Source organism: Vibrio tubiashii (genome assembly GCF_028551255.1).
In the GTDB taxonomy this organism is placed as follows: domain Bacteria; phylum Pseudomonadota; class Gammaproteobacteria; order Enterobacterales; family Vibrionaceae; genus Vibrio; species Vibrio tubiashii_B.
The window spans coordinates 434,407-447,221 of record NZ_CP117029.1; the positions used below are offsets into that span (position 1 = coordinate 434,407).

General features: G+C 44.9%; 15 protein-coding genes. 8 read left to right on the plus strand and 7 right to left on the minus strand.

The window, feature by feature from the left end; genetic code table 11:
* Positions 1-2: 2 nt before the first annotated feature.
* The 3 genes from LYZ37_RS02110 (at position 3) to rpoS (ending at position 2,587) form a co-directional block, all read left to right on the plus strand.
* Positions 3-629 carry a protein-L-isoaspartate(D-aspartate) O-methyltransferase gene (locus LYZ37_RS02110; RefSeq protein WP_239826767.1) on the plus strand — a complete coding sequence of 209 codons (627 nt, stop codon included), beginning with the start codon at positions 3-5 and terminating at the stop codon, positions 627-629.
* Between the two features lie 2 nt (positions 630-631).
* The gene (gene nlpD, locus LYZ37_RS02115; RefSeq protein ID WP_272786272.1) at positions 632-1,543 is read left to right on the plus strand and encodes a murein hydrolase activator NlpD; all 912 of its coding nucleotides are present in this window, start codon (positions 632-634) and stop codon (positions 1,541-1,543) included.
* Between the two features lie 69 nt (positions 1,544-1,612).
* Positions 1,613-2,587 carry an RNA polymerase sigma factor RpoS gene (gene rpoS, locus LYZ37_RS02120; protein ID WP_004742589.1) on the plus strand — a complete coding sequence of 325 codons (975 nt, stop codon included), beginning with the start codon at positions 1,613-1,615 and terminating at the stop codon, positions 2,585-2,587.
* Positions 2,588-2,654: 67 nt separating this feature from the next.
* Here rpoS and LYZ37_RS02125 read toward each other — a convergent pair whose 3' ends face one another.
* Both LYZ37_RS02125 and LYZ37_RS02130 read right to left on the minus strand, forming a co-directional pair.
* A complete protein-coding gene (locus tag LYZ37_RS02125) occupies positions 2,655-3,926 on the minus strand; it encodes an HlyC/CorC family transporter (protein WP_272786273.1) in 1,272 nt (423 codons plus the stop codon).
* 128 nt (positions 3,927-4,054) lie between these two features.
* Positions 4,055-4,849, minus strand: a complete 795-nt coding sequence (locus LYZ37_RS02130; protein WP_004742591.1) for a cytochrome C assembly family protein — start codon at positions 4,847-4,849, stop codon at positions 4,055-4,057.
* Positions 4,850-5,057: 208 nt separating this feature from the next.
* On the opposite strand from LYZ37_RS02130, the gene ffh reads away from it, so the two are divergent.
* The 5 genes from ffh (at position 5,058) to rplS (ending at position 8,646) form a co-directional block, all read left to right on the plus strand.
* Positions 5,058-6,446 (plus strand): signal recognition particle protein, encoded by a 1,389-nt coding sequence (ffh, locus tag LYZ37_RS02135; protein WP_004742592.1) that lies wholly within the window; start codon positions 5,058-5,060, stop codon positions 6,444-6,446.
* A gap of 207 nt (positions 6,447-6,653) precedes the next feature.
* Positions 6,654-6,902, plus strand: coding sequence for a 30S ribosomal protein S16 (rpsP, locus tag LYZ37_RS02140; RefSeq protein WP_004742593.1), 249 nt, complete (start codon positions 6,654-6,656; stop codon positions 6,900-6,902).
* A 29-nt stretch (positions 6,903-6,931) separates the two neighbouring features.
* On the plus strand, positions 6,932-7,480 hold the full coding sequence (gene rimM, locus LYZ37_RS02145) for a ribosome maturation factor RimM (RefSeq protein ID WP_004742594.1): 549 nt from the start codon (positions 6,932-6,934) through the stop codon (positions 7,478-7,480).
* 27 nt (positions 7,481-7,507) lie between these two features.
* Positions 7,508-8,251 (plus strand): tRNA (guanosine(37)-N1)-methyltransferase TrmD, encoded by a 744-nt coding sequence (gene trmD, locus LYZ37_RS02150; protein ID WP_004742595.1) that lies wholly within the window; start codon positions 7,508-7,510, stop codon positions 8,249-8,251.
* A 41-nt stretch (positions 8,252-8,292) separates the two neighbouring features.
* Positions 8,293-8,646, plus strand: coding sequence for a 50S ribosomal protein L19 (gene rplS / locus LYZ37_RS02155; RefSeq protein WP_004742596.1), 354 nt, complete (start codon positions 8,293-8,295; stop codon positions 8,644-8,646).
* A gap of 372 nt (positions 8,647-9,018) precedes the next feature.
* Here the strand turns inward: rplS and yacG are convergent, their stop codons facing one another.
* The 5 genes from yacG to LYZ37_RS02180 form a co-directional block, all read right to left on the minus strand.
* Positions 9,019-9,213 carry a DNA gyrase inhibitor YacG gene (yacG, locus tag LYZ37_RS02160; RefSeq protein WP_272786274.1) on the minus strand — a complete coding sequence of 65 codons (195 nt, stop codon included), beginning with the start codon at positions 9,211-9,213 and terminating at the stop codon, positions 9,019-9,021.
* Between the two features lie 62 nt (positions 9,214-9,275).
* On the minus strand, positions 9,276-10,016 hold the full coding sequence (zapD, locus tag LYZ37_RS02165) for a cell division protein ZapD (protein WP_272786275.1): 741 nt from the start codon (positions 10,014-10,016) through the stop codon (positions 9,276-9,278).
* A gap of 34 nt (positions 10,017-10,050) precedes the next feature.
* Positions 10,051-10,659: a dephospho-CoA kinase gene (gene coaE, locus LYZ37_RS02170; protein WP_272786276.1), complete on the minus strand. Its 609-nt coding sequence runs from the start codon at positions 10,657-10,659 to the stop codon at positions 10,051-10,053.
* 1 nt (position 10,660) lies between these two features.
* Positions 10,661-11,530, minus strand: coding sequence for a prepilin peptidase (locus LYZ37_RS02175; protein ID WP_272786277.1), 870 nt, complete (start codon positions 11,528-11,530; stop codon positions 10,661-10,663).
* A gap of 58 nt (positions 11,531-11,588) precedes the next feature.
* Positions 11,589-12,812, minus strand: coding sequence for a type II secretion system F family protein (locus LYZ37_RS02180; protein ID WP_272786278.1), 1,224 nt, complete (start codon positions 12,810-12,812; stop codon positions 11,589-11,591).
* Positions 12,813-12,815 lie beyond the last annotated feature (3 nt).

The following is a 12,815-nucleotide window of genomic DNA, read 5'->3' on the forward strand; positions in this document are numbered from 1 at the left end:
GAATGGTAAACCCACATGCTGACAGATTAATCGACTTTCTTGTCGCGAGTGGCATTCAAGATCAGAAAGTGCTCGATGCTATTTATCGTTTACCGAGAGAGCAATTTGTCTCTCAAGCGATGATGCATCAAGCATACGACAACAATGCATTGCCGATTGGGCAAGGGCAAACCATCTCTCAGCCTTATATCGTCGCCAAGATGACTGAGATATTGGGCCTAACGAGGCAGAGTAAAGTCCTTGAAGTGGGCACAGGCTCTGGCTACCAAACCGCTGTGTTGGCCCAACTAGTCGATCATGTATTTTCGATTGAGCGTATTAAAGCGCTGCAATGGGAAGCTAAGCGTCGACTGAAACAGCTTGATATCTACAATGTTTCGACCAAGCATGGTGACGGATGGCAAGGCTGGGCTGCAAAAGCCCCATTCGATGCGATTATCGTTACTGCAGCAGCAGAATCAGTACCTGCGGCATTACTTGCTCAGTTAGCTGAGGGCGGCGTTATGGTGATTCCTGTCGGGAATGAAGAACAGCAATTGTTGAAGATTACCCGTAACGGTGACGATTATCTCTCCGAAGTGATAGAGATGGTGCGGTTTGTTCCTTTGGTTGCAGGTGATCTGGCATAAAGATGAAGCAGCAGTCTTACTTTCTTCTGGTATTAGCCTTGTGCAGCGTATTGATTGGATGCGCGGCGCATACTCCTGCGCCAGTGACCGGACTGAAAAAAGACTACAGCTCAGTATCAAGAGGTAGCTATCGAGGCAGTTACTACCAAGTTGAAAAAGGCGATACGCTGTATTTTATAGCCTATGTCACAGACAAGGATGTAAAAGAAATCATTAGTTACAATGGTTTGAAAGCCCCTTATACCATCTATCCAGGACAAAAGTTAAAGCTATGGCAGCCCGCTTATACCGCACCAGCGTACGGTGGTACTGGGGCGGGCGCTGTTGTGGCTGCGGCAAGCACACCATCTACCCCAAGCAATAAGTCAAGTTCGAGCAAAAACTCGAATCAAAAGGTTAGCTCAACTCAAGCTAAGAAAGATCACAAAACGGCGAAAAAAGATCCTCCAAAGAAGGTTGATCAATCGAAATCAAAGGAGTATGTTGGTTCTACAGGTAAACAAAATGTTAACAAAACTGTTAGCAAACCAGCTACCAACAACAATAAAATTTCCAAGTGGTTATGGCCAACAAAAGGGAGAGTAATCAAAAACTTTTCTGCTGGAGATCAAGGGAATAAAGGTATTGATATCGCAGGACAGCGGGGTCAATCCATCGTATCAACAGCAGGTGGCACCGTCGTTTATTCAGGCAATGCGCTACGTGGTTACGGTAATCTCGTGATTATAAAACATAACGACAATTACCTCAGTGCATATGCACATAATGATCGGTTGCTAGTACACGAAGGACAAAGTGTAAAAGCAGGCCAAAAGATTGCAACAATGGGCAGCTCAGGAACAAGCAGCGTTCGTTTGCACTTTGAAATTCGCTATCAAGGTAAGTCAGTAAATCCAAAACGCTACTTACCGTAAATTTACTGTTAGGTAAAATAGCGACATTAGACGTAGTAATGTCTTGCTAGCTCGCCAGGGGGAGGCGCTATGAGTATCAGCAATACAGCAACGAAAGTCGAAGAATTCGAAATCGGTCAAGAAACAACGGAAACGTTTCAAGCCGTAGAATCCGCAAAACCCGCACAAGAAACCAAAGAAGAGTTTGATGCATCGACCAAAAGTCTTGATGCAACCCAGCTTTACTTAGGTGAAATTGGTTTTTCTCCACTACTTACCGCTGAAGAAGAAGTTCTTTATGCGCGTCGTGCCTTGCGAGGTGACGAAGCTGCGCGTAAACGAATGATCGAAAGTAACCTTCGCTTAGTAGTGAAAATCTCACGTCGATACAGCAACCGTGGCCTAGCGCTTCTTGATCTTATTGAAGAAGGGAATCTAGGATTGATCCGCGCGGTTGAGAAGTTCGACCCAGAGCGTGGTTTCAGATTCTCTACCTACGCAACATGGTGGATTCGCCAAACCATTGAACGTGCATTAATGAATCAAACTCGCACGATTCGATTACCTATTCACGTCGTCAAAGAGCTTAATATTTACCTGCGTACCGCTCGTGAACTTTCACAAAAACTTGACCATGAGCCTACTGCAGAAGAGATAGCGACTCAGCTAGACAAGCCAGTCGATGATGTGAGTAAAATGCTCCGCCTTAATGAACGTATCAGCTCTGTTGATACACCCATTGGTGGTGATGGTGAAAAGGCTCTGCTTGATATCATTCCAGATATTAATAACTCAGACCCTGAAGTCTCAACTCAAGATGACGACATCAAAAACTCTCTAATCCATTGGTTAGATGAGCTTAATCCAAAGCAAAAAGAAGTTTTAGCGCGTCGCTTTGGCCTACTTGGCTACGAGCCATCGACTCTTGAAGAGGTCGGTCGCGAGATTAATCTTACTCGTGAACGTGTTCGTCAGATACAGGTAGAAGGTTTACGTCGCCTACGAGAGATATTGATCAAGCAGGGACTAAATATGGAAAACCTATTTAGTGTCACTGAAGATTAATCTTCAGACTGATAGCAAAAAGCCTTGGAATTCCAAGGCTTTTTTGATCTTCTAGCTTTTGTACTTGTTACTGAGTTTTGAGAACAGGAAATACTTTTACTAGCTTGATGCGGTTCTCTTCAAGCTCAACGATCTCCATTGGATGACCAGAGACTTGCACACTGAGGTGGCTTTCCGGGATATCTTCTAAGTGTTCGAGAATCAATCCGTTCAGCGTTCTTGGTCCGTCAGTAGGTAAAGTCCACTTGAGTCCTTTGTTGATGTCTCGAATATTGGCGCTGCCCTCGATAAGGAAGCTACCATCACCTTGTGGGGTAATTTCATCAGATAAACTTGGCGCAATAGAAGTAGTAAACTCACCTACGATCTCTTCCAAGATATCTTCTAAAGTAATCAGGCCGATAATATCGCCGTACTCATCAACGATTAAACCGATTCGCTCTTTGTTGCGTTGAAACTTAAGTAGTTGCACGTTGAGCGGGGTACTTTCCGGAATGAAATAAACTTCATCGGCAGCACGGAGCAAGGTTTCCTTAGTAAACTCATTCTTCTCTAGCATTAAACGGTATGACTCGCGCAAACGCAGCATACCAACCACTTCATCAATTTGATCGCGGTATAAGACAACGCGGCCATGCGGAGAGTGAGTCAACTGGCGTACGATAGATTTCCAGTCGTCATTGATATCAATACCGGTAATCTCATTACGTGGCACCATGATGTCATTTACCGTTACATGCTCTAAATCGAGAATCGAGATCAACATATCTTGGTGACGGCGTGGAATCAGGCTCCCTGCTTCATTGACGACAGTACGCAATTCTTCAGAGCTTAAGTGATCGTCACCACCATGATCGGCTTTGATACCGAGAAGGCGGATGAAACCGTTGGTGATAAAGTTAACCAAGATAACTAGCGGAGAAAGCACCTTCATCAAAATAGTCAGTACAACGCTGCTGGCATAGGAAACTCTTTCCGGATAAAGAGCAGCAAGGGTTTTTGGGGTGACTTCGGCGAAGACCAGAATGACTAAGGTGAGCGTACCAGTTGCAATGGCGACACCTAAGCTACCAAACAATCGCATACCTAGAATGGTGGCAATTGCAGAAGCAAGAATATTGACGAGGTTGTTGCCAATGAGGATCAAGCCTATCAAACGATCGGGGCGATCGAGCAGCTTTTCAACACGTTTAGCACCTTTGTGGCCTGTGTTTGCTAGGTGCTTGAGGCGGTATCGGTTCAGAGACATCATCCCTGTCTCGGAGCCTGAAAAATATCCTGAAATAACAATAAGACACGCGAGTAGCGCAAATAAGATACCCGTTGATATGTCGTCCAAAGCTTATCTTTTCCTTGTTATGTTTGGTTAATTTATGACCTAATTCTTAGGTTAAGTCAATTTCAAAAAGAGAACTGAATATTGTAAAAGAAAGGTGCATTCGATGCACCTTTGTTGAGACTAGTTAGCTAGCGAAGAATGATTTCTCGTACAAATCGGCTGCCAAAGTAAGCTAGGGTCAGTAAAGTGGCACCTGCTACGGCAAACCAAGTCACCTTCCTGCCGCGCCAGCCTTTCTGGTAGTGTCCCCAAAGCAGCACTGAATAGACAACCCAAGCAATAAACGAAAGGATGCCTTTGTGCGCTTTGCCTTGAGCAAACATATCCTGGACAAAGATAAAGCCAGTCAGTAGTGTCCCTGTCAGTAGTAGATTACCAATTAAGATGATATTGAATAGTTGACGCTCAACCATTAATAGAGGTGGCAAGTTAGGGTTGATCGCCAAGGCTTTCTTGGTCTTGAGCTTATGGTCAAGCCATGCCAACTGTAAGGCGTACAGAGCTCCAATGGTCAAAGTCGAGTATGAGAACAGTGCCAAGGAGATATGAATCAGCAGCTTAGGGTCTTGTTCTAGATGAGTAATAAAAGTACTCGGTAAAAATGCAGCCGCAACAAGATTCATTGCGGAAAAGCTGTACACCACCGGCAGCAAGAACCAGAGGCGAGTTTTTAACATCGCGCCACTCATGACTAAAGAGATAATAAAGCCGATTAATGAAGCGACATTCAGAATGCTGAGGTTTTGCCCGGAGCTGCCTAAAATAAGATCGCTTAGCAACCACGCATGAAAAGCCAGCGCTAGAATGGCACTAACGAAGACTGTTTTTACGCGGATCCCTGTTTGATGTACAAGTCCCGGAACGATGGTTGCAATGGCTAATAGATAAAGTATGGCTGCAACAACGGCGATTAGGTTATCCATTATTCTCTAGAGCTGGTGAATTTTTAATAAATTATACCTTGCATCAACGGCTTGAGCTATGACTTATCTCGCTCATTTGCGTGACTTGAGATATCAAAAGTTATCTAGGCAGTGTCAAGCATGGGTTGGCTAAGGTATACTCATAGTAATTTTTCGCCAATATTGACGGGCGAGCCTCCTTGCACACCGTCTGGGTAAAGAGACTAAGATGTTTGAGAATTTAACGGATCGCTTATCCAAAACGCTGAAAAACATCAGCGGTAAAGGTCGTCTGACCGAAGACAATATTAAAGAGACGTTGCGTGAAGTGCGTATGGCGCTTCTTGAAGCTGACGTTGCTCTTCCGGTTGTACGTGAATTTATTAAGCGTATTAAAGAGAGCGCAGTTGGGGTTGAGGTTTCGAAATCTCTAACACCAGGCCAAGAGTTCATTAAGATCGTTCAAGCTGAGCTTGAAGCGGTGATGGGTGAGTCCAATGAAGCGCTTAACCTAGCTGCTCAGCCACCTGCTGTTGTATTAATGGCGGGTCTGCAGGGTGCAGGTAAAACCACTTCTGTTGGTAAACTTTCAAAGCTATTAAAAGAGCGCGATAAGAAGAAAGTGCTGGTTGTCTCTGCCGACGTTTACCGTCCTGCAGCGATCAAACAGCTAGAAACATTGGCCTCAGATGTGGGTGTTGATTTCTTCCCATCTTCAGCTGATCAAAAGCCGATTGATATCGCTAATGCTGCCATCGACCACGCGAAGAAGAAATTCTACGACGTACTTCTTGTCGATACGGCGGGTCGCTTAGCGGTTGATGAGCAGATGATGGCTGAGATTCAAGAGCTGCATACTGCTATTAACCCTGTGGAGACTCTGTTTGTTGTCGATGCGATGACAGGTCAAGATGCGGCGAACACGGCCAAAGCTTTCGGTGATACGCTGCCTCTAACGGGTGTGGTTCTGACCAAAGTAGATGGTGATGCGCGTGGTGGTGCAGCGCTGTCTGTTCGCCATATCACAGGCAAACCAATCAAATTCCTCGGTGTTGGTGAGAAAACCGACGCACTAGAACCTTTCCACCCGGATCGTGTCGCATCTCGTATTCTTGGTATGGGTGACGTCCTGTCGCTTATCGAAGATCTGCAACGTAATGTTGACCAAGATAAAGCAGAGAAGCTGGCTAAGAAGTTTAAAGAGAAAAAAGGTTTTGACCTTGAAGACTTCCGTGAACAGCTTGGTCAGATGCAAAACATGGGCGGCATGATGGGTATGATGGATAAGCTACCTGGCATGAGCAATTTACCGGACAACGTGAAAGACAAAGTTGACGATAAGATGTTCAAGCAGATGGAAGCGATCATCAACTCAATGACCATGAAAGAGCGCCAGCGCCCTGAGCTAATTAAAGGCTCACGTAAGAAACGTATTGCTGCAGGTTCTGGTACCCAAGTACAAGACGTTAACCGCCTGCTTAAACAGTTCACTCAGATGCAGAAGATGATGAAGAAAATGCAGAAAGGTGGCATGAAAGGCATGATGCGCAACATGCAAGGCATGATGGGTGGTATGGGCGGAATGGGAGGCGGTGGCTTCAATCCATTTGGACGCTAATTTTACCCAGCAACAAAAAATTCAAGGTGTTAGCTAAGTCACAAACTTAAATCTCATTTTATGGTGGTGAAAAAGTAGCTAAATACCTTGCATTGCTCCGGAATAAGAGTAAAATTCCGGAGCTTTATTTTGGCACGAGCCCCAAACTGTTTAGCGATAAATGGTTTCTGGGGTTAATTTTATTTTTGAGAAAGCAAAGAGGACGACATGGTAACCATTCGTTTGGCACGTCACGGCGCTAAGAAGCGTCCATTTTATCAAATCGTAGTAGCGGACAGCCGCAATGCAGCAACTGGCCGTTTCATCGAGAAAGTTGGTTTCTTTAACCCAACTGCTCAAGGTCAAGAAGAAGGTCTACGTCTAGACCTAGATCGCGTTAACCACTGGGTTGGTCAAGGCGCATCTGTATCTGACCGCGTAGCTAAGCTAGTTAAAGACGCTCAAAAAGCGGCTTAATTCTTATTTTAAGAAGTAGAAATTAGCTTATGTCGATGAAAGGTAAAGAAACAATGAGCGATGACAAGATTGTTGTAGGCAAGTTTGGTGCTACTTATGGCATTCGCGGTTGGCTCAAGGTTTTTTCCTACACAGACAATACTGAAAGCATATTTGATTACGCACCTTGGTTTATTAAGCAAGGTGAAAAGTGGGTCGAGTACAAAGTAGAAAGCTGGAAGCGCCATAACAAAGGTTTGGTGGTAAAGCTGGAAGGTCTTGATGTGCGTGAAGAAGCGCAGCTCATGACTAACTTTGAAATCTCAATTGACCCTGCGGTATTACCAGAATTGCCATCAGACGAGTTCTATTGGCGTGATTTGATTGGTATGCAAGTAGTAACCGATAAAGGTTACGATCTAGGTGTCGTTTCCGACATGTTAGAAACTGGCTCCAACGATGTTCTCGTAATTAAAGCAAATCTAAAAGATGCTTTCGGACAAAAGGAACGATTAATTCCGTTCCTTGAAGAGCAAGTGATCAAAAACATTGATCGTGAAGCTCAACGGATCGAAGTTGACTGGGATCCTGGATTCTAAACTCCAAATTACCAGAGCGAGATAAACATGTGGGTTGGCGTAATTAGCCTATTTCCTGAAATGTTCCGTTCTGTTACTGATTTTGGAGTAACAGGTCAAGCGGTTAAAAAAGGTCTTTTGTCGATTGAGACTTGGAATCCTCGTGATTTCACGCACGACAAACATCGCACTGTTGATGATAGACCTTACGGTGGCGGCCCTGGCATGCTTATGATGGTTCAGCCTTTGCGCGATGCTATCCACGCAGCCAAGCAAGCGTCACCGGGTAAGACGAAAGTCATCTACCTTTCTCCTCAAGGTCGAAAACTTGACCAACAAGGGGTAGAGGAACTGGCAACAAACGAGAACTTGCTTCTTATTTGTGGCCGTTACGAAGGGGTAGATGAGCGTATCATCCAATCTGAAGTTGACGAAGAATGGTCAATTGGGGATTTTGTGATGACGGGTGGTGAAATACCAGCCATGACGTTGATTGATTCAGTGTCTCGGTTTGTTCCGGGTGTACTAGGAGATTTCGCGTCAGCAGAAGAAGACTCTTTTGCTAATGGCTTGCTAGATTGCCCTCACTATACGCGCCCTGAGGTGTTAGACGATAAAGAAGTACCTGCGGTACTCAAGTCTGGTAACCATAAGGACATTCGTCGCTGGCGACTAAAACAGTCGTTAGGCCGTACTTGGCTAAGAAGACCAGAGCTCCTGGAAAACCTAGCTCTGACTGACGAACAGGAACAATTACTGGCCGAGTTCATTAAAGAGACCCGAGCTAAGTAACCTATTAAATTTAGTATCAGTTTATTCTAGGAATATTGAAAATGAGTAACATCATCAAGGCTCTTGAAGAAGAGCAAATGAAAAAAGACCTACCTAACTTCGCACCTGGTGACACAGTTGTTGTTCAAGTTAAGGTAAAAGAAGGTGACCGTGAGCGTCTACAGGCTTTCGAAGGCGTTGTAATCGCAATCCGTAACCGTGGTCTACACTCTGCATTCACTGTACGTAAGATTTCTAACGGTGAAGGCGTAGAGCGTACGTTCCAAACTCACTCTCCAATGGTTGATAGCATCGAAGTTAAACGCCGTGGTGCAGTACGTCGTGCCAAGTTGTACTACCTACGTGAGCGTTCTGGTAAGTCTGCTCGTATTAAAGAGAAACTTGCTAAGAAGTAATGCTATAACTAGCGTTCTCATAGTATTAGCGGAGACCAATCGGTCTCCGCTTTTTTATGCGCTTCGCTTAGAGAGTCTGGAACGGGCTACGCCCTATGGAACGCTTCGCTTTTGGAAAGCTAGATCGGGCTTCGCCCTTCTCGAAGTGCTTGTGGAGTGTTGACAGAACTTACCCCTAAAGAGAGACAATCATCCAGCTCTCCAGCTCTCCAGCTCTCCAGCTCTCCAGCTCTCCAGCTCTCCAGCTCTCCAGCTCTCCAGCTCTCCAGCTCTCCAGCTCTCCAGCTCTCCAGCTCTCCAAAAAACAAAAAAGCCGATGCTTTTCACATCAGCTTTTTGTCCTCGAATCCCGAAGCGCAGCGTTCCGTATTTTCAGTACTGTTCTTCCGACCAGCCGTCAGCATCAGACATATCTGGTGCACCGGGGATCGTGTTCTCTTCGTCAGCCCACTCGCCGAAATCAATCATCTGACACTGCTTACTGCAAAACGGGCGGAAAGGGCTCTGCTCGCCCCATGTAACATCTTGGCCGCATTGAGGGCAAGGAACGATGGTAATCTTAGACATGGTGTTTCTCTGAACTTAAACAAAGGTGTGGGCTTAGTATAGCTTGAATATGGAGTCTGTTGTTAGCTACACACAGCGAGTTTGAACTCAACGTTAGCAACCGATGCTTGACCCGATTCAAACTCAATGAACTTTATCGCGAAGCGGTTCTTATGCCCTGAAATCATAGGGTAGACGCCAAAGTGCATCGGGATTTCTAAGCGGAGAATGTTGGCTTCATCGGCGTCACTTTGATAGAAACCTGAATTGGCTTGAATGGCGTGGAAGTGACCCGTTTCTCGCGTGAGTTTAAGCCAAAGCTTGAGGGCTTCAGCGAGTGGTCTTAGGGTTGAAAGCCACTGAGATGCATCGGCTTTTTTGTTTTCAAGTGGTAGGTGTAGCCAGTGATGAAGTGCTGGTAGGTCAAAGCAACATGAACCTCCTGGGAGATTGAAACGTTGTCTAATTGCACTTAGGAAGCGGTCTTCCTTAAGACTTTGCCCGAAACGTTCAGCACCCATTAGATCACTGTGTACCGCGTCGACTTCATTTAAGATATTTTGCAGCATATCTTGGTCAACTCCCTCGACATTGAGCCAAGAGCGGTATGTTAATCTTTGCTTTTCGATATCTTTGGCTAGCTCACTCTTAAGTTGAATTTGCTCGAAGATCTCAAGCAGATCAAACAAAGAACGATAGAAAATCAGGTGCTGCATATCATCACTAAACTGAGCCGCTACATCCAGTTGATTAAGCAAAGCTTCAACACGGAGGTAGATGCGAGTTTTTTCGTTTAGTGGATGTTCAAAATAATGCGTGGTCATCAATATGCAGCTCTGTATTCTTCAACCTTTATTCTCACCGATTTTCCCTACTGATTTCTAGGAACTTTTTATGTAATTCTGTGATTTGAGGCAAAAGTTTTTGGTTTTCTGTATTATTTTTAATCACATAATCCGCGATGGCTAATCTCTGCTCTCGCGTTGCTTGCGAAGAGAGAATCGCTTTCGCTTGAGCAGTATCAACTTGGTCTCGCTCAACCGTGCGCTGAATTTGCGATTGCTCATCTACATCGACCACTAGCACCTTATCTGCAAGTGCCTGTAGGTTGTTCTCCACCATTAAAGGGATGACCAGTAAGGCATACTCTGATTGTACTTCGGCAAGTTCAGAGAGCATTTGGGCTCTAATCATAGGGTGGAGTAGATTGTTCAGCCATTCCTTTTGGCTCGGATCGCTAAAGATGATTTCTCTCAGTTTTGCTCGGTTTAATGTGCCATCTTGCTGAATAACGCTTTGACCAAAGTGTTGTTCAATGGCTTGCAAGCCTTGGCTTTTGGGTTCAACCACTTGCCTAGCAACAATGTCAGCATCCACAATCTCAATGCCAAACTCTTGCTGGAATAGGTCTGCAACCGTTGTTTTACCACTGGCAATGCCACCAGTAATACCAATAACTAGTGCCATATTAGATTCCTAAAAAGTTGCTTAAATACCAATTGAGAATGTCATTTCCCCACATCATGCTCAACCAGCCTGCAATAGCTAAATAAGGGCCAAATGGGAAGGCTTTGTCGATTCCTTGGCTTTTCAATTTGAGCTGAATGAGGCCAAAAATTAAGCCAACTAAAGAAGAGAGCAAAATGATCATCGGCAAATACTGCCAACCCAGCCAAGCGCCTAAGGCGGCAAGCAGTTTAAAGTCTCCGTAACCCATCCCTTCTTTGCCTGTGGCTAGCTTAAACAGCCAGTAAATTGACCATAAAGAAAGATAGCCAGCCATTGCACCGATCACCGCGTCTTGCAGAGACACAGGACTTATTCCGAACAAAGCGAGTGTAATTCCTGCCCAAGTTAGAGGAAGAGTGAGTTGGTCTGGCAGCAGCATGGTGTCGAGATCAATAAAGGTTGCCGCGATAAGGGTAAAGGTGAAAAACAGCAAGGCAATCGAGAAGTAGCTCAATGCAAACTGATTTGCGATAACAAAACATAGACCTGCTGATAAGATCTCAATCAGAGGGTAGCGCATGCTTATTTTATTATCGCATTGACGACATTTCCCTTTCAGTATCAGCCAACTAACAACAGGAATGTTGTCTATCATGCGAATGGGGGTATCGCATTTGGGGCAAGTTGAATTTGGAACGCTGAGGTTGTAAGTCCCTTCTGGGGGCGATATTTGGTATTCAGGAAAGCTTTCCGCACATTCGGCTCGCCATTCACGTTCCATGATGATCGGCAGGCGATGAATAACCACGTTTAAAAAGCTGCCTACGATAAGACCAAACAATGTTGCTAGTGTAGGAAAAAGCCAAGGGTAATAGTCAAAAACGTCCATAAAGTAGGTACAGCTCTTTAAGTAAAAGCATTCAGTTCAATTAGATAAGCCTTGTATCTTATCCTAAGACACTCATCAAATTAAAGATAGGTAAATACATTGCGACAATCAGACCACCGACAACAATACCTAGAAAGATGATTATCGTGGGCTCTATGATCTTACCAAGGTTATCAACAGTATTATCGATCTCAAACTCATACACATCGGCAATTTTGTGTAGCATTTCTCCGAGCCGACCTGACTCTTCACCTATCATTATCATCTGCAAAACCATTTCGGGAAAACAGTCAGAGTTGCGCAGTGAAAGATACAGCGGCATACCTGCAGTGACATCGAGCAAAGCCGCTTTGATTGCTTGGTGATAATGCTGGTTACGAACCGTTTTAGCGGAGGCTCTTATACCTTCTAGAATTGGGATTCCGGCGTTAAAGCTAGTGGCAAGTGTTCGGCTAAATTTAGCAATTGCCGCTTTAGTTAAAATGTTGCCGAGCAGCGGGATCTTGAGTAGGGCACGACTAAACAGTAATTGAAGTCGGTATGATTTTGTTAAACCGAGCTTAATGACCCCTGATAGCAGCATCAATCCAATTAAGCTAGGTCCTGAATAGGTTTGTAACCAAGCGGATAAGGCCAGCACTTGTTGGGTAAGCCAAGGTAACTCAGCACCAAAGCCTGCAAACATCGCTTCAAACTGAGGTATCACCATCGTTAGCATTAGATACGTCACAGCGAAAGCCGTGGTCATCACCATAGTGGGATAGATGAGCGCTTTGGTTACCTTGGCGTTAAGTCGTTGCGATTTTTCCCGATAGTCAGCAATACGTTGGAGTACTTCCGCTAAGTTGCCAGACTGCTCTCCAGTGGCAACGAGGTCGGTATAAAGGCTATCGAATAGCGGGCTAGCGGTGCCTAAGCTCTGAGAGAGCGGGTTTCCTGATTCTACCTCTTTGCTTATGTGGCTTAAGATCGATCTCATCTCAGCTTTGGGGTGGTTAAGAGTAATAAGCTTCAATGCTTGAATAAGAGGTACTCCAGTCGCGAGCATAGTACTCAGCTGCCTCGTGAGTAGAGTGATGTCTTTCTTTTTGACTCTTTGTGTTAGGCGAGTAACGAGAGACAGTGACTTTCTTCTTAGAGATTTAACACGAATCGATTGTTCACTCAGTTTATCTTTCACTTCGTTGTCACTTAAGGCCAGCGTAGAGCCAGAGACGATCTTTCCTCGCTGGTTAACCCCCTTCCAGCGATACTGTTTGAGTTGATGAGATGTTGCTTTCATTTC